Consider the following 17,720-nt stretch of genomic DNA (forward strand, 5'->3'; position numbering starts at 1 on the left):
ACGCCAAAATATTCGTGGATGAGTTTATCCCTCATACCCGCTATTTCCTTCCATGGCACTTTAGAATGTTTTTCTCTAAATTCCTTTGGCAAATTTTTAACTGCTTCGCCTATTATCTCAAGGCTTCTTACAAAAGCTCTTGTAAGAACAGGGTCTTTAACAAAGTCTTCAAAGCTTATTCCTTTGACCCTTTCTATAAGAAATTCACATTCCTGTAAAATATGTTCAAGATATGGTCTTGGTGTTTTCATACAATCACAACCTCTTTTATATACTGTTTTATAAATGGACTTATGCTTTCCTCAGTAAGAAGATCCACCCTTACACCTAAGAGTTTTTCCAATTCCTCCTGAATTTTTATGAATTCAATAAAAGTAGGAATCTCTTCAAAATCCACTATTATGTCTATGTCGCTTGTCTCTTTTTGCTCTCCTCTCACATACGAACCAAAAACTCTTATTTGTTTAATTTTGTGCCTTTCTTTTAGCTCTTCCTTGTGTTCTTTTAGAATTTTAATTATTTCAGTTAAAGTCTTCACTTTTATCACCCATTCTCTTCTTAATGCTTAAGGAAGTAATATATTAAATCTCGTTAAACGATCAATTTCGTCACAAAAAGCACCAACTCCGCTGCAGGCAGGAAAATAAGCTGCGCAATCAATGTACCCAAAATTTTCCCAAAAACGAGCAGGACAACCATGCTGTCCACATCTTTCAAAGTCTTTTTACCATTCATAGCCATGTCAGTAATCAAAGCTGCTACCGGGTCTACAACTACAGTAAACAAAATTGTTGCAAAACCGTTTATAATGCCAGAGAGCTGACTTGCCGTAATCCTGTACTCTGGAATTATAGCTCCAGCGTAAAGGGAAGAAATTACTCCTGTTGTGTATATAGACGTAATTATCACGTTGTATATTAAAAAAGTTTTTGGTATGTCCGCTTTAAAAACACCTTTTAACATAGAAAGCCTTGGAATTACAATTTTTTTCTTAATTTTTTTGAGGTTGCTCCACCTAAAGCCCCGCAATATTAACCTTGGAACCGTACCTGCTCCTTCCATTCCGTTTATTGCAACGGTAAATATGGAAACAAAAGTCGGCATTAAAGGAGCTGCCATCAGAGCACCCAATGTTGCAGAAAAAAGCACCACTCTCATGTCATTTTGCAAAAGGTCAACCTTTTCCATCTTTATCGCCATGTCCACAATGCTTCCAAGAAAAGGTGCCTGAATCATGTTAGAAAGCCTAGATATTACAGCCATTATATTAAAAAGCGATAAAGCAACTGCAAGCTTTTTTGTCCTGACACCTGAGGGCCTGATAGAATAAGAAAGGGTGTCAATAAAATGAATTATCATCGTAAAAAAAGCAACTATCAAAAGCCTTTTTATATCTATCATCTATCCCCATCCATTCTCTATTCAAATTCCCCTATAATTATAGTTTACAATGCCTTTTTTTTCAACATTTATCTTTTGCCAAACTTTGTGATATAATTTATTTCGATGGAGGGGTACAAATGGCACAAAAACAATACAACAAATGGATTATACTATCTGCAGTAGTCATAGGAAGCATAATGGGCCCAATTGATGGAAGTGTTGTAAATCTTGCAATGCCCGAATTCACAAAGATTTTTCACACAAACATAACTACAGTAAGCTGGGTTTCCATGATATATCTCCTTGTTGTAAGCAGTTTAATGATGACATTTGGAAGGCTTGGAGACATACTAGGTTACAAAAAATTATATGAATATGGCCTTTTGACATTTTCTATCTCTTCTTTAATACTGAGTCTTTCTGCAAACATATATATGCTGATAATAATGAGAGCTATTCAAGCAGTAGGCGCAGCTATGCTCATGTCAATGTCTTCTGCAATAATCACCTCTGTATTTCCACCAAATGAAAGGGGTAAGGCATTAGGCATTAACGCCATGTCAATTTCAATAGGCCTTGCAATTGGACCTACTCTGGGAGGTTTTCTCTTAAAATATTTGGGTTGGCCTTCTATATTTTACATAAACGTACCTATTGGTGTAATTGGCTACATTTGGGCCCATACAGTTGTACCTGAAAACAAAGGAGTGCCAGAAAAATTTGACCCATATGGTTCCACCTACTTTTTTATGTTTTTAGCAAGCCTTTTGCTTTTTATATCAGAAGGTGGAACATGGGGCTGGTATTCAGTGCCAAGCATTTTTTCTTTCGCAGCTTTTTTAGTATTTCTCATACTCTTCATCCGTACAGAAAACAAGGTTGAATTCCCTATGTTTGATTTCTCACTTTTTAAAATAAGGTCTTTCACCTTTGGAATCACAAGTACCCTTTTAAACTTTATGGCCCAGTACACGATGACCTTTTTAACCCCTTTTCTTCTGAAACATCTGGGCTACTCTACTGAAAAAGCAGGCATAATTATGACCTCCTTCCCTGCAATGATGTTTATTGTAGCTCCTTTAAGCGGAATTCTAGCCGATATGTATGGAGCCCAAATCCTCTCAACTATCGGCGCATTAATTTCGGCTCTGGCTCTCTTTTTAATGGCTACTCTCACAGAAAAATCGTCCATGTTTGATATCATGTGGCGTCTTGCTATATTTGGAATAGGAAATGCCATTTTCCAAACTCCTAACAACAGCGCGGTAATGGGAAGCGCTCCTAAAAATAGACTAGGTATAGCTTCTGCCTCCCTTGCCACGATGAGAAATGTAGGAATGGTAATTGGAATCGCTGTAGCCGGTGCAATTTTCACCAACAGGTTAAAAGCCTATCAAGCTTTTAACTTGCCCTATAACATTTCATTTATGAGGGCAATTAAAGAAGCATACATAGTTGCAGGAATTTTTTCTGTAATCTGCGCCTTTACTTCTCTTGTCAGAGACAATATCAAAATACAAAGAAAGGATTGATTTTTATGGAATTGACTTTGGCTATTGTAAAGCCGGATGGAGTAAAGAGGGGTCTTATAGGGGAAATACTGAAAAGATATGAAAACAAGGGGTTAAGGCTTAAAGCCGCAAAAGTAGTCACACCTTCAATTGAACTTCTGGAAAAACACTATGAGGAGCACAAAGGAAAGCCTTTTTTTAAGCCTTTGATAGAGTACATGTCTTCAGGCCCTGTTTTTGCTATGGTCCTTGAAGGAGAGAATGCTGTAAAACTGGTGAGAATGATAAACGGAGCGACAAAAGTAGAAGATGCTCTCCCTGGCACTATACGAGGAGACTTTGCTTCCAGCACCACTTACAATGTGGTGCACGGTTCAGACAGTGTGGAATCTGCAAAAAGAGAAATAGCATTATGGTTTCCTGAACTCATCCTTTAAAATTAAAAGCTGTGGCAAATTTTTTCTTCCTGCCACAGCTTTTAATTTACTCTTCTTTTCTCAAATGAGGGATTATGTAGGCTGTGTAAAGATTGTTGAAGACAAATTCTATAGATGAGAAAAATACCACGACCAGCCAATCATAAGCATCAAGAGGCACTGTTTTGAAAATCACACCCAGAGGCTTTATGTAAACCGTGGATAAAAAAATCAAGAAAGAGCTTAACACTGCCAGCACCAGATAGGGATTGGTGAAAAAACCTAGTTCAAAAATCAAATGTCTTTCAGACCTACATTCAAAAGCGTGTATCATCTCAACAGTAACCAGTGTAGCAAAAGCAATAGTCCTGGCTTTTTCAAGGCCAGCGTATCCCAGTGCAAACACATATGCCCCTACAGTGCTTATTCCTATTAAAACCCCAACTATGAATATCCTCAATCCCAATCCCCTTGAAAAAACGCTCTCATTTGCATCTCTTGGCTTCATCCTCATTATGTCCTTTTCAGGCGGGTCAAGACCTAAAGCCAGAGCAGGAAGCCCATCTGTAACAAGATTTACCATCAATATCTGTATGGGTACAAGAGGCAGTTTCAGAGACATAAGGGCTGCAAAAAACATTGTCAAAACTTCTCCGAAATTGCATGAAAGCAAAAAGCGTATAAATTTTTTTATATTGTCATAAATTATTCTTCCTTCTTCAACAGCTGCAACAATAGTGGCAAAATTATCATCCAATAAAATCATAGAAGAAGCTTCCTTTGCAACCTCTGTCCCTCCTTTGCCCATAGCAATTCCAATATCCGCCTCTTTCAGAGCCGGAGCGTCATTGACCCCATCCCCTGTCATAGCAACAGTAAACCCTCTATTTTTAAGAGCCCTTACAATTCTGTACTTATGCTTAGGAGTCACCCTAGCATAAACACTTACATTTGTGCAGGTTTTCTCTAACTCCTTGTCAGTCATCTCATCTAAATCTTTGCCTGTAATAACTCTTTCCCCTTCTCCCAGTATGTTAAGTTCTTTCGCTATAGCAGTCGCTGTAACTTTATGGTCTCCCGTTATCATGACAGGTTTTATCCCTGCCATCTTACACTTTAAAACCGCATCGTATACCTCTTTTCTTGGAGGGTCTATCATACCTTCTAGCCCTACAAAAACCAGATCCCTTTCTACAAATTCAGCAATAATCGGAGATTTAGGAGGAAGTTTCTTATAGGCAAAAGCTAAAACTCTCAAAGCCTCTTTCCCAAAAGATTCATTAACATCCAGCACCTTCTTTTTGTCAAAAGGCGTCAAAGGAACTTCCTTTCCGTTTACATATTTGAAACTGCAAAGTTCCAATATGACATCTGGAGCCCCTTTTGTATAAGCGTATTTCTCCCCATCTATTTCCACAATTACAGTCATTCTCTTTCTCTCCGAATCAAAAGGAATTTCCTCAATTCTCTTTATCTTATTCAAAAAATCCTGTGAAATGCCTGATTTTAACGAAAAAGAAAAAATAGCAGCCTCAGTAGGGTCTCCTATGTACTTATCCTCTTCTAACACTTCTCTTCCTATCTTTATGCTTTCTTTTTTGACCTTTACATTGTTGCACAAAGCTCCTATTTCTAACATCTTTCTTAAAGCACTTCTAGATATATTTTTCTTTTTAATTAACTCCTCATTTTCTTTCCCTCTCACATCAAAAACTTCTTCATCGCAAAACACCTTTGTAACAGTCATTTTATTCTCTGTCAAAGTGCCGGTTTTATCTGTGCAAATCACATTTGTGCAACCCAGAGTTTCCACCGCTGGCAGTTTTCTTATCAAAGCATTTCTCTTAAGCATCCTCTGCACGCCAATCGCCAGAGAAATTGTAACAACAGCAGGAAGCCCTTCCGGTATTGCCGCTACCGCAAGGCTCACTCCTGACAAAAACATGTAGTAAATAGGTTCCCCTCTTATTATCCCCATCACCGTGACAACGCCGCATATAAAAAGCGCTAAAACTACCAACACTTTTCCTAGCTTGTTAAGCCTTTTTTGTAAAGGAGTTTCTTCCCCTTCAATCTCCTTCATCATCCCAGCGATTTTACCCATCTCTGTCTGCATGCCAGTTGCAGTGACAATTGCTTTCCCCTTGCCTTTTGTCACCACTGTGCCCATATATACTATGTTGCGGCTTTCAACTGCTGTCCTATTCAGATTCAAAGGTGCTTCTTTATGGACAGGCACTGATTCCCCTGTCAGAATTGATTCATCAACTTCTAAATTATGAGCTTCTATTAAAAGAGCATCAGCCGGAACCTTATCTCCTGCTCCCAGAAGTATTACATCGTCTATGACAATCTGTGAAGCTTCTACCTCTTTCTCCTCCCCATCTCTTAAAACTTTTGCTGAAGGAGCAGCAAGTTTTTTTAGGGCTTCTAGCGACTTTTCTGTCTTATACTCCTGAACAAAACCCAAAATCGCATTCAAGATGACAATTACAGTTATAGTCAAGGCATCTGCCAGCTCTCCCATAAGGGCCGAAATCAAAGTTGCAGCCAAAAGCACCATCACCATAAAGTCCTGAAACTGGTTTAAAAAAATTTGAATAGGACTTACTCTGCGACCTTCCTCTAAAACATTTGGACCGTACTTTAAAAGCCTTTTCTGCGCTTCTTGAGAAGTCAGCCCTTTAAAATTTATCTTGTCTAAATAATAGATTGTCTGTTGCGAAGTACCTTTTGCCATCCCAATCCCCCTTCTTCAAAACTTCTCACTCCTTAAATAAAATATGAGGGCAAGTTAAAAAACATGCCCTCATTCTTCCTTCAAGCTGTGCCATCCATCCCGCGCAAGCTCCACTATCATGGTATGCCTTGACCTTTCAGGGTGATGTATAACCTTATTATACCATTTCAAGGCTTCTTCCTTGTTCCCTAACATCCTGTTAAGCTCGCCAATCATGTATATTAGAAGTATTTCTTCCTCATATACATCTGAACCGCTGTAGGCTTTTACATAGGAATCCAGTGCGTGTTTCAAATACTTTTCCTCATTAGCCTTATCCCCTAAAATTCTATATATCCACGCAATTCTAAGACACGTCTTTGCAAATACTATGGGCTTGTCCTCTTTTATTTGAGAACAATACAAGGACAAAAGATATGCCTCTAAAGCTTTCTGTGGAGTTCTTTCTCCCGAAAATTCTCTTTTCACCCATTTTTCACTAACTAAAGATAAAATTTTTTCTCTCTTGTCATTAGTTATTTTTTCAAACTCCGACTCCAAAGCAGCGTAGCCGCAATTTGGACATACAATTACTTCATAGAAAAAAGGATTGATGTCATCTTTATACTTTGTGTAAAAATCCCTCCCTCTTTCTTCCACTTTTAGCTGAGAAGTTCTCACCCTGGTATATGTAAATTCCTGCTTGCAGACTGGGCATACCGTTTTTTTGTCGTATAAATATTTATTAGCCAATTTCACCCCTCCGCTCTTTTTTCTCTCAACAAATATTTTAGCACAATTGTCTACATTTTTCGACAGTTATTTATCTTACACGTTATGCTCAAAAGCAGTATAATTCCCCCGTACCCAGCGATAGGATAAAGATAGTGAACAAGATTGGCAAAGCCAACTCTACTTGAAATCAGTGCAATTCCCCCTGCAATTATTGTAAAAGTATGAAATCTTTTTGAATCCGATGTTACAAATCTTACAACAAAGCCATAAAGATTCCCAACAGCTGTTGTATATATTTCTCCAATCAAAATTAAAGTATACACAAACTTAAAAAAAGGTGAAATTCTGCTGGCTATGTAAAGCATAGGTACTTCGAAGAAAAAAGAAACAGGGACTTTTATGAGAGCAAAAAACATCAAAAAGCTCATCATGCCAAGTCCTATCCCGCCTAATAAAGCCCCTTTTCTAATGCCTTCGATATTTTCTACTTCACTACCAAGAGGGATAAGCACGGCTGCTGCCGTAAGGAAATTATAGGAAGCGTATAAAATTGCAGACAAAATAAAATTTTTTACAGGTGGCTTAATTTCTGGAGTAAAGAAATTTTCATAAATTCCTCCTGGAAGATAAAATACTGCTAAAATACTTAAAACAATGACTGCTGTCAAAAGCAAGGGCACAACAGAAGAAATCGCAGAAATCACACCTTCCATTCCCTTTATAACTGTAAGAACAGCCAGTACTGCCATTATCAAACTCCCAAGAAAATAAGGAAGGCAGTATTGCTCCTTAAATATCGCTCCAGCCCCCGCTATCATTGCAGACAAGGCCCCAAAAAGGAAAAAAGCTATGACAATGTCAATAACTTTTCCAATGATAGGCCCTGCAATTTCAAAAACTACTCTTTTGTAAGAAGAAGCTCTAAAGCAATTCCCCAAAAACAAAATAGCATTGCCATAAAATACAAAAAGGAGAGTAACAATCAAAAGTCCCAATATTCCCTTTTTGCCGTGATACACAAAAAACTGCAGTATCTCCTGTCCTGATGCAAACCCTGCTCCTACAACTGTCCCTATGTAAGTGGCAGCAATTTTATAAGAAGATATGCTATTTTTTCTCAAAAAAATCCCGCCTTTCCTTTACTAATATATTAGGCGGGCAAAAGAAATTATTCTTCACTTTTCGCAAAATGCTTATCAGTAGGTTCTGTCTTCTCCCAATACTCCATAAAAAATGCAACAAATACTCCAATCATCCCTCCCAATATAAAGGCAATCAATACGTTCAGCATTTTTTTAGGAGCCACAGGTTTTTCAGGAACTAAAGCTTTGCTGGTGATAAGAATGCTTTGCTTACCAAGGTCTGACTCTTTGACTAGTTCAAGCATATTGTACTTTTCAAGCATTATATCCCTTGTATTTTTTAAGAGAGATAGTTCTTTTTGTTTTTGTTCAATCTCTAATTTGTTTGAAGCATTATTTAGAAAATTAGCAAGGTCTTCTTGTGCTTTTCTAATCTTCTCATTTTGAAGGTCTATAAGCTTAAGCAAAGTCTGCATTAATTTATCAGTCTGTTTAGTATTTCTCTCAATTACATAGTTCCGGAAATTTTGCGCTATACTATTAGCAATTTCTGCCGCAAGTTGAGGATCATTTTCTTTTACTGTAACTTGTATAAGATTGGTATTGTTTAGCACAGAAACAGAAATTTGCTTTTTAAAATTATCCAAAGTATATCTCTTGGGATCTAATTTCAACTGCTTTATAGTATTTGTAAGCACAACCGGATTTGTAACTTCTTCTTTAAAAGCATCTACTGACATATCAGGATATCTTAAAAGAGAAGAAAGCAATAAAGAAATATCCTTTTCTATCGTATCACTCTGAAAAATCGGAATTTCTGAATCTTTGTCAGAAAAAATGACTGTAGTGTTTGAACCAAAAAAACCTGTGGCAGGCGTCACATCAGTAACCGCTATAGTTGTACTAGCTTCATATGTAGGCCTAACAATAAAAAAGCTAAAAACAGCTGCCACTAACGTTATGGAAACAGTAATAATAAAAATAAGCCACTTTCTTTTTAACAGTACTTCAATCAATTCCCTCAGCGTGATTTCTTCTTCCATTTTTATCCTCCTTCGTTTGCTATGTCTTTTTACTGTTTTAGTTTCCATATAGTATATCGGCTTTTATCCATAAAAATAAATTGCCTCCCTTTTTAACTTATTTGCTTTTTTTGTCAGAACATATTAAAATGTGATAGAGAGAACTTTTCCACAGCAAAAGGGGGAAAAGTATAATATATGAAAAAGAAATTTCTTCTACTCTTTCTGCTTCTTTTTATTCTAGTAGCAGTTATTGGATACCAAAAATACATAAACATCACTCGGCACCCCGAAAATCTTTTTATTAAAGACAATTCTTCTGAAACTGAAAATACATCGATAAAGCCTTCTTCTCCAGACAAAACCTTTATTGCTTTCTTAGGCTTAGATAAAACTGATGAAAGGGTACATACTTTAGGAAGCTTTAGAACAGATACTATAATGATATTTTGTGTTGACTTGGATGATAAAATAATAAAAGTACTTTCCATACCGAGAGATACTTACGTGGATATTCCTGGTTTTGGAAAAGACAAAATTAATGCTGCATATGTATATGGTGGAATGGGAGAAAAAGGATACGCCCTCAGTTTGAAAACTATAAGCGAATTTTTAGGAATTAATGTGCCTTATTACATTTCCATGGATATGCAAACAATACCTGAAATTGTAGACGCAATTGGTGGGATACCTTTAGATGTAGAAATAAATATGCATACTCACGGAGCAAATCTAGATAAAGGATATCAAATTTTAGATGGCCAAAAAGCTTATCAATATGTGCGATGGCGATATGACCCCATGGGGGATATAAACCGCGTTAAAAGACAACAAAAGTTCATAATCGCTTTTGCTAATCAATTAAAAAATAAAACTAAAAGTTTATCTGACTACTTAGACCTTTATAATGCTTTTAAGGGCAAGCTTTATACCAATCTTAATTACGAACAGATACTAGCTTTAATTTATGTCGTAAAGGATATATCGCCAGATTCCATTGAAAAATTCATGGTTCCAGGAGAATTCTACAATTTAAATGGCATTAGTTATTGGAAACCTGATATGCAAAAACTAGATGAAGTACTTAAAAATTTTACAGACTAAAAAGACGCTGTCAAAAGCGTCTTTTTAGTCTGTAAAACCATTTTACTTTTTTCTTTATGGGATCCAATATTTCAATCTCTTCCCCCCGAACAACTTTTTGACTGTTAATAAGTATATAATCTATATATGACTCATCAACTCTTTCTTTTCTTAAAATTTCCAATGCCTCTGATATTTTAGGTACTCTACCTCTCGTCGTGTGTGCATCAGAGGCTATAAAATGTACTAATCTGTGCTTTATTAAATCTATTGATTTATTTTTCACTTCTTTTCCAAATAATCCCATCACGCTCGTCGAATTTACTTGGATAAGAGCTCCTTTATTAATTAATCGAAATACTAATTCAAAATCATCTTTTACGTAGAAATACCTCTCGATATGAGCAATGATGGGAGTTATACCCATCACTTTAAATTCAAAAATTATGTCCTCGGTATATTCTGGGAAACTCGCTACTGGTAATTCTATTAAAATGTACTTTCTTCCATCATTTAGCGAGATAATTTTCCCATTTTTATAACTTTCTACTATAGTGGGAGAAATAAAAACTTCTGCCCCTGGCAATATTTTTAACTCTATACCTTTTTGAATTAGAAATTGATTTAGTTCTTGACAATTTTTCAAAATGGCTTCTCGCGGTATTTCATGCTCATATTCTATATAATGAGGAGTTGCAATGATAAATTTTATTCCATCTTCCAAAGCAATACGTGCCATTTCAATAGAAGTCTCCATCGAGTTAGAACCATCATCAATATTTGGCAATATATGACAATGTATGTCTACCATCATCTCTTCCTTCTTTTCTTACTTTGTGATTTATGGTCACCATAATAGTAATAATAGTAATAATACCCATTTCGACTTTCTTTTACTCTATTTAACACCACTCCAAGAATGTTAGCTTTTACACTTTCTAAAATCTCTTTTGCCCGACTAGCTGCCTCAATTTCAGTTTTGCCAGCATGTACTACGAGGATTACTCCATCAACCACTGGTGCTAATACTACAGCATCTGTGACAGTCACAACAGGTGGACTATCTATAAAAAGGTAATCATAATTCTCTCTGATAAGGCTAATCAACTTCTTCATTTTATTAGACCCTAATAATTCTGTTGGATTTGGAGGAAGAGGTCCGGAAGTTAATATATGTAAGTTATCATAACTATTATCTACATTCAAATAAGCCTCATAATCTCCTTCATCTATAAGTAAATTCGTCAAACCCCTGTTATTGGGCAAATTAAAACTTTTATGAACTGTAGGGTTTCTCAAATCCCCATCTATTACCACAACCTTATTCCCAGTTAACGCTACAGAATAAGCTAAATTTTTGACAACAGTGCTTTTCCCTTCGTTAGGCAGAGAACTAGTAATTAATATGCTTTTTACTTTTTTATCTATACTAGTAAATTGCAAATTTGTCCTCAAAGCGCGAAAAGCTTCAGCGAAAGGCGATTTAGGATCCGATAAAATTAAATTCCTTGCCATTACCATATTCCCACATCCCTCATTTGTTTTTCACTTCGGGAATAATCCCTAATACAGGCAAGTTTAGATATTTCTTTATATCATCAGGAGTTTTTACTGTCCTATCCATGTATTCTAGCAAAAATACCAGGAAAATGCTTATCATCAATCCTAACACACCAGCAATTACTACGTTTAGTGACGTTTTAGGGCTTACTTTTGAAGTAGGAGGAACTGCTCTATCAATCACTTGGACATTATCAATTTTCATTATTTTTACAATATTATCCATAAAAGAGCTAGCAATAGCATTGGCTATTTCGGCTGCTCTTTCAGGATTATTATCTCTAACACTTATTTCAATAATCTCCGTATTATCCTTAGAAGTTACATCTATTTTCCCTTTTAGGTCCTCCACACTCATCGGCAGATTAAGCTTGGTAACTACTGGTTGCAAAACTCTTCTGCTTTTAACGATCTCACTATAAGTAGCAGCTAACATTCTACTTGTTTGTATATCTTGAAGTTGTATCTGATTATTAATTGTAATATTTTGAGTCCTGCTAATTATCAAAGAAGTGCTTGCTTTGTATACAGGCGAGAGAACATAATAAGAAATCAATCCACTTACCAACATCGCCAAAACAGTAATCAACAGTATAATCTTTATTCTTTTTCTAAGAATCAAAAAAACTTCTCTGAGGTCAAGTTCCTCTTCCATCATACCCTTATTCCCCTCTCCACCCTACTCTACATTATTACACATCTCTTTCAGTCACTGCGGCTTCTTCCATACCAAGTAAATCCTGGACAATTGTTATCAAATACCTTTTAAAAGGCTCTCTCAAATCTTCCCTTTTCAAAGCATATTCCACAGTCGCCATGAGATAGCCCAGTTTATCCCCCACATCATACCTTTTGCCTATAAAATTATAGGCGTAAATGGCCTCATAATTTAAAAGAGTTTTTAAAGCGTCTGTCAATTGTATTTCTCCTCCTCTTCCAGGAGGCGTATGTTCCAAAATCTCAAATATTCGCGGTGTAATTATATACCTTCCCAAAATAGCTATATTAGAAGGTGCTTCTTCTCTTCTTGGCTTTTCTATCAAATCATTGACTTTATATAGCCTATCCTCAATAAAAGTACCGCTTACAATTCCATATTTATGTACATCCTCTTCAGGCACTTCCTGCACTCCAATTATGGTGCAATTATACCTCTCAAACTGTTCTATCATCTGCTTTAAAACAGGTACTTCAGCATCCACCACGTCATCTCCTAAAAGCACTGCGAAAGGCTCATTGCCAACAAAAGATTTAGCACAGTAAATGGCATGCCCCAAACCTTTGGGTTCTTTTTGCCTTATGTAGTGAATGTTGACCATATTGCTAATATCTTCTACAAGGCTTAGTAAACTTTCTTGGTTCTTTTTCTTTAATTCTAGCTCCAATTCTACAGATTTGTCAAAATGGTCTTCTATGGCTCTTTTATTTCTTCCAGTTATTATAAGTATATCCTCTATTCCTGACTGTACCGCTTCTTCCACTATGTACTGTATAGTAGGCTTGTCTACAATTGGAAGCATTTCCTTAGGCTGAGCCTTGGTAGCAGGTAAAAACCTGGTACCAAGGCCCGCTGCTGGAATTATCGCTTTCTTTATTTTCATTAACTTTCCCCTCTTCCGTTATTCAAACTTCACGCCAAACTTGGCTAAAGCCTCTGAAAGTTCTTTTTTAATTTCCTCAAGCTTTTCTGAAGTTCTAGCTTCACATCTCACAATAAGCTCTGGCCCAGTATTAGAAGCTCTGACCAATCCCCATCCTCCATCAAAGAGCACTCTCGCTCCATCAACATCAATTATGTTATAACCTTTTTCTCTAAAGTACTCCGTTACCCCTTTTACTACATCAAATTTCCTCTCATCACTGCACTCAAGTCTTATTTCAGGAGTTGATGGATATTTTGGAACATCAGCTAAAAGCTCAGATAGACTTTTATCCGTATTAGAAAGTATTCTCAAAAGCCTTGCAGCCGCATATGCTGCATCGTCAAACCCATAGTACTCATCTGCAAAGAACATGTGTCCTGACATCTCTCCTGTGAAGACCGCATTCATTTCTTTCATCTTAGCTTTTATGAGGGAATGACCTGTTTTGTAAAATACAGGTTTCCCACCCAGCCTCTCAACTTCTTCAACCAAAGCCTGAGAACACTTCACTTCCACAATTGCTTCAGCGCCTGGGTGTTTCTTCATTATTTCTCTCCAGTAGAGAATCATCAACATGTCTCCCCAGATTATATTGCCCTTTTCATCCACCACTCCAATCCTGTCTCCATCTCCATCAAAAGCTATCCCCAAATCTGCCTTTACTCTCTTTACTTCCTCTATCAAATCCTTCAAATTCTCTTCTTTTACAGGGTCAGGGAAATGATTGGGAAAAGTTGGGTCTGATTCGCAGTAGAGGGGATATACCTCACAGCCCAAATTGTATATGACATCTGGATAGAAAAGCGAAGCAGTGCCATTCCCACAGTCCACAACAACTTTTAATTTTCTATCTCCCAGTTTAACTTTTTCCTTTATCATATTGATGTAAGAATTTATCGGATAAGCGTATTTTACCTCTCCAGAGCCTTTTTCAAATTCCCCCTTTTCTGCTATGTAATAAATTTTCTTAAGCTCTTCACCATAGATGGTAGAAGGTCCCACCATAACTTTAAAGCCGTTAAACTGCGGCGGGTTGTGGCTTGCTGTTATCATCATACCTGCCTGGGAATTGTATAAAATATTGGAATAATAAAAGGCTGGAGTCGTTAAAACCCCTACATCCAAAACGTCACAACCAGTAGAAGTAAGTCCTTTTATTAGAGCATCTCTTATGGGCTTTGAAGAAATCCTGTTGTCTCTACCAACCAGCACACTATTAATTCCCTTTTGTTTTACATAAGTTCCAAAAGCTTTACCTATGACCTCTGCAGTCTCTTCAGTCAGGTCTTCTCCCCATATGCCTCTTATGTCGTACATTCTAAACATGTTCTCATTTAATCTCATTTGGCACCCCTCCTTTGTTTATTGTTATTTTCAAACTAAAACTATTTTCTCAACAATTTCAAGCCCCAAGTCTACGCTCTTCACTTCTCCTGCTACTTTAAATATAACTTTAGCTCTTTTCTTCCTCTTGTCAACCTTCTGTATAAAACCCTCATATCCTAACAGAGGCCCCTCAATTATCTTTACTCTATCGCCTTCTTTTACTCCCCTTGAAACATCTATAAGGTCAGAATCTCCAGTGAGGTTCAAAATAACTCTCATTTCCTCTTCTTTTACAGAAGCAGGCATTTTGTCTTCCTTCAGAAAAACTCCTTGCTTTAATACAGAAGTAATCTCGTGATACTTGGCTTCTGTCATTTCAGTCTTTACAAAAACGTATCCCGGAAACAAAAGTTTGATTTTTTCCCTTTCTTCTCCTTTTATTCTTTCTATTATCTTCCTCCGGGGAATAAGAACCTCTATCTCGTTTTCCCATATTTTCTTAATGATTTTCCCTACTTTTTCCTCACAACCACTTTTAGTAAACAGCACATACCACTTTTTCATACTTCTGCCCCCACATATAAATTGTACCTTCTATTCTGACAAATTTCAACATATCTTTAACAACACTGGGGGCAAAAATGTAGTTTTTGAAAAAAACAGCTAATGTGTTATATTAAAAGTAAAAACAAACTCAAAAGGGGGAGAAAAAGGGATGAAAATATTTATTGTGGATGCCTTTACTGAGAAACCTTTTTCAGGCAATCCAGCAGGTGTAGCCCTTCTTGAACATGGCGAGAAAATAGATGAAACTTTTATGCAAAACCTGGCAGCTGAACTTAAACATTCAGAAACGGCGTTTATAGAAATGGTCGGTGAAAAAGACTTTAAAGTGCGCTTTTTCACTCCAACTTCCGAGGTAGACCTGTGCGGTCACGCCACAATTGCTTCCTTCACTGTTTTAAAAAGACTGGGCTTTGTAAAAGCCGGTGATGTTGTAACAATGCATTCGCTAGCTGGAAAACTTCCAATTTATATAGAAGAGGATAAAATAATGATGGAGCAGGCTGCTCCGCAGGCGGGAGAAAAATTAAATGAGGATGACCTTTCAAAACTTGCGAAAGCCCTAAACATCTCTGTTGAAGAAATTGGTGATAAAAATTATGACCTCGTACCTCAATTAATATCTACTGGACTATGGGATATCATAGTACCTGTGAAATCAAAAGAAACTCTTTTTAAGATAATACCGGACTTTATAGCAATTTCAGAAATAACAAATCAGAAAAATGCTGTAAGCCTTCATGTCTTTACGCTTGATGAGAAAGAAGCTATCGCTAATTGCAGAGATTTCGCTCCATTATACGGGATAAATGAGGAAGCTGCAACAGGAACGGCAAATGGCGCTTTAACCTATTATCTTTACTTAAATAAGGTAATCGATTTAGAAAAAACATATCTAATTCATCAAGGAGAAAGTATGAAAAGACCTTCTAAAATATATGTGAAACTTACAAAAAGAGAAGAAGGAATAAGGGTTTTGGTAGGAGGTCCCGCACGTATTCTAATTAGTGGAAATTGGTCAGACTGAATTATGAATCCTGTATAATTTTTTATAAAAAATTTGTAGGAGTTCCACAAAATCATTCTTGCAAAGGTCTTCAAAGACGTATTATAATTTAGGTATACTAGATAATTGTATACCTTTTCTTTTTTATGGGAAAGAATTTTTAAGTGTATTTTAATTCATTTCCTTTCAAAAGGAAAGAGAAAGGGGGTAGACAAGGGAGAAATTTTTTGATAAAATATTCGCTTGTGTGAATAAAAATCAATAATAGGGGGATTAAGATAATGGATCTATTCCGAAAAAAATCTGCCGATCAACTCCTGGAAGCCGCCGAAAAAACAGGACTTAATAAAAAGCTAACCGCAATAGACCTGGCAGCTTTAGCAATAGGCTCTGTCGTCGGAACTGGAATCTTTGTGGCAACAGGTGAAGGTGCATTAAGAGCAGGGCCTGGAGTAATAGTCTCCTATATAATTGGCGGTATAACTGCTGCTCTGGCTGCTTTCATATTTGCAGAACTTGTAACGCTGTTCCCTGTTGCTGGTAGTACTTACACCTATTCTTATGTAGCTTTTGGAGAATTAATAGCCTGGATAATTGGATGGGACTTGCTTTTGGAGTACCTCGTGTCAGCAAGCGCCGTTGCATCTGGATGGTCAGGAACTTTTGTAGGACTTTTGAAATCTTTTGGCATAACTTTGCCAGAAGTCATAACTAAACCCCCTATATGGGGAGGAGTAATGGATTTACCTGCAATTTTAATCACCGCATTTGTTGCCTGGATTTTGTACATTGGAGTAAGGGAAAGCGCAACTACAAACAACATAATAGTTCTTGTAAAAATAGGGGTCATACTGCTCTTCCTGTTCCTTGGGTTTAGCCATGTGAAGCTTTCAAATCTTACACCCTTTGCCCCCTATGGCTGGAAAGGAATAATGTCTGCCGCTGCAATAATCTTTTTTGCATATATAGGATTTGACGCAGTATCAACTGCTGCAGAAGAAACCAAAAACCCTACCAGAGATGTACCTTTGGGCCTTGTAATGGCAATGGTAGTGATACTGGCTCTTTATATTTCTGTGGCATTTGTACTGGTTGGAATGGTGCCCTATAAAACTATAATACCCGACAACGCTCTCCCCGGAGCTTTAATGAGCATAGGAATCAACTGGGGTTCTGCTTTAGTTGCAACAGGCGCTGCTGTCGGAATGATTTCAACTTTACTGATAACACTTTACGGACAGATACGAATATTCATGGTTATGGCAAGAGATGGACTTTTGCCTGAGGTGTTTTCCCACATTCATCCAAAATACAGGACACCCCATATAAATACCGTAATAACGAGTTTGGTAGCAGCTATAATTGCTGGCTTCCTGCCTTTAGATGTCATAATTGAGCTCTGCAACATAGGAACTCTATCTGTTTTTGTAATTGTCTCAATAGGAATACTTGTCCTAAGGGTTAAAATGCCTAATGTAGAGAGAAAGTTCAGAGTTCCTGCGGTATGGTTAGTCGCACCTCTTACAGCAGCTTTTAGCCTCTATTTAATGGCAAGCCTTCCATGGGTGACATGGCTAAGATTTGGCATATGGATGCTGGTTGGCCTTATCATTTACTTTGCCTACGGAAGATATCATAGCGTTTTAAATGTGCAAAAATAAAGGGAGCTA

At 37.0% G+C, this 17,720-nt stretch carries 18 protein-coding genes; 5 read left to right on the forward strand and 13 right to left on the reverse strand.

What is annotated here, in order from left to right; translation table 11 throughout:
* The 3 genes from ACPLVE_RS04485 to ACPLVE_RS04495 all read right to left on the reverse strand — a co-directional run.
* The coding region (locus tag ACPLVE_RS04485; protein ID WP_424610222.1) for a DUF86 domain-containing protein at positions 1–251 on the reverse strand (251 nt) is incomplete at its 3' end.
* Positions 248–547 carry a nucleotidyltransferase family protein gene (locus ACPLVE_RS04490; protein WP_022588659.1) on the reverse strand — a complete coding sequence of 100 codons (300 nt, stop codon included), beginning with the start codon at positions 545–547 and terminating at the stop codon, positions 248–250. The genes ACPLVE_RS04490 and ACPLVE_RS04485, both read right to left, overlap by 4 nt.
* Positions 548–591: 44 nt before the next feature.
* Positions 592–1,401, reverse strand: coding sequence for a lipid II flippase Amj family protein (locus ACPLVE_RS04495; RefSeq protein ID WP_022588658.1), 810 nt, complete (start codon positions 1,399–1,401; stop codon positions 592–594).
* Between the two features lie 119 nt (positions 1,402–1,520).
* On the opposite strand from ACPLVE_RS04495, the gene ACPLVE_RS04500 reads away from it, so the two are divergent.
* Positions 1,521–2,915 carry an MFS transporter gene (locus ACPLVE_RS04500; protein ID WP_022588657.1) on the forward strand — a complete coding sequence of 465 codons (1,395 nt, stop codon included), beginning with the start codon at positions 1,521–1,523 and terminating at the stop codon, positions 2,913–2,915.
* A gap of 5 nt (positions 2,916–2,920) precedes the next feature.
* On the forward strand, positions 2,921–3,331 hold the full coding sequence (ndk, locus tag ACPLVE_RS04505; RefSeq protein WP_031314265.1) for a nucleoside-diphosphate kinase: 411 nt from the start codon (positions 2,921–2,923) through the stop codon (positions 3,329–3,331).
* Between the two features lie 46 nt (positions 3,332–3,377).
* Here the strand turns inward: ndk and ACPLVE_RS04510 are convergent, their stop codons facing one another.
* From ACPLVE_RS04510 to ACPLVE_RS04525, 4 genes are all read right to left on the reverse strand, one after another.
* Positions 3,378–6,050: a calcium-translocating P-type ATPase, SERCA-type gene (locus tag ACPLVE_RS04510; RefSeq protein ID WP_022588655.1), complete on the reverse strand. Its 2,673-nt coding sequence runs from the start codon at positions 6,048–6,050 to the stop codon at positions 3,378–3,380.
* Between the two features lie 69 nt (positions 6,051–6,119).
* Entirely contained in the window at positions 6,120–6,782 is a 663-nt protein-coding gene (locus ACPLVE_RS04515; protein ID WP_009611115.1) for a DUF2225 domain-containing protein, read from the reverse strand.
* A 50-nt stretch (positions 6,783–6,832) separates the two neighbouring features.
* Positions 6,833–7,885 carry a hypothetical protein gene (locus tag ACPLVE_RS04520; RefSeq protein ID WP_424610226.1) on the reverse strand — a complete coding sequence of 351 codons (1,053 nt, stop codon included), beginning with the start codon at positions 7,883–7,885 and terminating at the stop codon, positions 6,833–6,835.
* Between the two features lie 47 nt (positions 7,886–7,932).
* Entirely contained in the window at positions 7,933–8,889 is a 957-nt protein-coding gene (locus tag ACPLVE_RS04525; RefSeq protein ID WP_424610228.1) for a YveK family protein, read from the reverse strand.
* A gap of 177 nt (positions 8,890–9,066) precedes the next feature.
* Between ACPLVE_RS04525 and ACPLVE_RS04530 the strand changes: the two genes are divergently transcribed.
* The gene (locus tag ACPLVE_RS04530) at positions 9,067–9,972 is read left to right on the forward strand and encodes an LCP family protein (RefSeq protein ID WP_424610229.1); all 906 of its coding nucleotides are present in this window, start codon (positions 9,067–9,069) and stop codon (positions 9,970–9,972) included.
* Positions 9,973–9,982: 10 nt separating this feature from the next.
* Here the strand turns inward: ACPLVE_RS04530 and ACPLVE_RS04535 are convergent, their stop codons facing one another.
* The 6 genes from ACPLVE_RS04535 to loaP are packed head-to-tail and all read right to left on the reverse strand — an operon-like array spanning position 9,983 to position 15,044.
* Positions 9,983–10,762 (reverse strand): tyrosine-protein phosphatase, encoded by a 780-nt coding sequence (locus ACPLVE_RS04535; protein WP_424610230.1) that lies wholly within the window; start codon positions 10,760–10,762, stop codon positions 9,983–9,985.
* Positions 10,762–11,472 (reverse strand): CpsD/CapB family tyrosine-protein kinase, encoded by a 711-nt coding sequence (locus ACPLVE_RS04540; RefSeq protein WP_022588563.1) that lies wholly within the window; start codon positions 11,470–11,472, stop codon positions 10,762–10,764. Before ACPLVE_RS04540 ends, ACPLVE_RS04535 begins: the two co-directional genes overlap by 1 nt.
* A 13-nt stretch (positions 11,473–11,485) precedes the next feature.
* Positions 11,486–12,169: a YveK family protein gene (locus ACPLVE_RS04545; protein ID WP_022588562.1), complete on the reverse strand. Its 684-nt coding sequence runs from the start codon at positions 12,167–12,169 to the stop codon at positions 11,486–11,488.
* Positions 12,170–12,203: 34 nt separating this feature from the next.
* Complete coding sequence (gene galU, locus ACPLVE_RS04550; RefSeq protein ID WP_011025133.1) at positions 12,204–13,112, reverse strand: UTP--glucose-1-phosphate uridylyltransferase GalU; 909 nt, start codon at positions 13,110–13,112, stop codon at positions 12,204–12,206.
* Positions 13,113–13,130: 18 nt separating this feature from the next.
* Positions 13,131–14,498, reverse strand: coding sequence for a phosphoglucosamine mutase (gene glmM, locus ACPLVE_RS04555; protein ID WP_170271019.1), 1,368 nt, complete (start codon positions 14,496–14,498; stop codon positions 13,131–13,133).
* Positions 14,499–14,528: 30 nt separating this feature from the next.
* Positions 14,529–15,044, reverse strand: coding sequence for an antiterminator LoaP (loaP, locus tag ACPLVE_RS04560; RefSeq protein WP_011025131.1), 516 nt, complete (start codon positions 15,042–15,044; stop codon positions 14,529–14,531).
* A 151-nt stretch (positions 15,045–15,195) separates the two neighbouring features.
* Here loaP and ACPLVE_RS04565 point away from each other — a divergent pair, with 151 nt between their 5' ends.
* Together ACPLVE_RS04565 and ACPLVE_RS04570 are read left to right on the forward strand one after the other, a co-directional pair.
* Positions 15,196–16,071, forward strand: a complete 876-nt coding sequence (locus tag ACPLVE_RS04565) for a PhzF family phenazine biosynthesis protein (RefSeq protein WP_424610234.1) — start codon at positions 15,196–15,198, stop codon at positions 16,069–16,071.
* 260 nt (positions 16,072–16,331) lie between these two features.
* Positions 16,332–17,711: an amino acid permease gene (locus tag ACPLVE_RS04570; protein WP_424610236.1), complete on the forward strand. Its 1,380-nt coding sequence runs from the start codon at positions 16,332–16,334 to the stop codon at positions 17,709–17,711.
* The last annotated feature ends 9 nt before the right edge of the window (positions 17,712–17,720 follow it).

The sequence above is a fragment of the Caldanaerobacter sp. genome (assembly GCF_049701115.1).
Classification (GTDB): Bacteria; Bacillota; Thermoanaerobacteria; order Thermoanaerobacterales; family Thermoanaerobacteraceae; genus Thermoanaerobacter.

Bases quoted from the DNA above. Each gene is read 5' to 3' on its own strand.
- ACPLVE_RS04500 (WP_022588657.1), top strand. From the start codon at position 1,521: ATGGCACAAAAACAATACAACAAATGGATTATACTATCTGCAGTAGTC.
- ACPLVE_RS04535 (WP_424610230.1), bottom strand. From the start codon at position 10,762: ATGGTAGACATACATTGTCATATATTGCCAAATATTGATGATGGTTCT.
- ACPLVE_RS04545 (WP_022588562.1), bottom strand. From the start codon at position 12,169: ATGATGGAAGAGGAACTTGACCTCAGAGAAGTTTTTTTGATTCTTAGA.
- ACPLVE_RS04540 (WP_022588563.1), bottom strand. From the start codon at position 11,472: ATGGTAATGGCAAGGAATTTAATTTTATCGGATCCTAAATCGCCTTTC.
- ACPLVE_RS04530 (WP_424610229.1), top strand. From the start codon at position 9,067: ATGAAAAAGAAATTTCTTCTACTCTTTCTGCTTCTTTTTATTCTAGTA.
- ACPLVE_RS04495 (WP_022588658.1), bottom strand. From the start codon at position 1,401: ATGATAGATATAAAAAGGCTTTTGATAGTTGCTTTTTTTACGATGATA.
- ACPLVE_RS04525 (WP_424610228.1), bottom strand. From the start codon at position 8,889: ATGGAAGAAGAAATCACGCTGAGGGAATTGATTGAAGTACTGTTAAAA.
- ndk (WP_031314265.1), top strand. From the start codon at position 2,921: ATGGAATTGACTTTGGCTATTGTAAAGCCGGATGGAGTAAAGAGGGGT.
- galU (WP_011025133.1), bottom strand. From the start codon at position 13,112: ATGAAAATAAAGAAAGCGATAATTCCAGCAGCGGGCCTTGGTACCAGG.
- glmM (WP_170271019.1), bottom strand. From the start codon at position 14,498: ATGAGATTAAATGAGAACATGTTTAGAATGTACGACATAAGAGGCATA.
- loaP (WP_011025131.1), bottom strand. From the start codon at position 15,044: ATGAAAAAGTGGTATGTGCTGTTTACTAAAAGTGGTTGTGAGGAAAAA.
- ACPLVE_RS04565 (WP_424610234.1), top strand. From the start codon at position 15,196: ATGAAAATATTTATTGTGGATGCCTTTACTGAGAAACCTTTTTCAGGC.
- ACPLVE_RS04570 (WP_424610236.1), top strand. From the start codon at position 16,332: ATGGATCTATTCCGAAAAAAATCTGCCGATCAACTCCTGGAAGCCGCC.
- ACPLVE_RS04510 (WP_022588655.1), bottom strand. From the start codon at position 6,050: ATGGCAAAAGGTACTTCGCAACAGACAATCTATTATTTAGACAAGATA.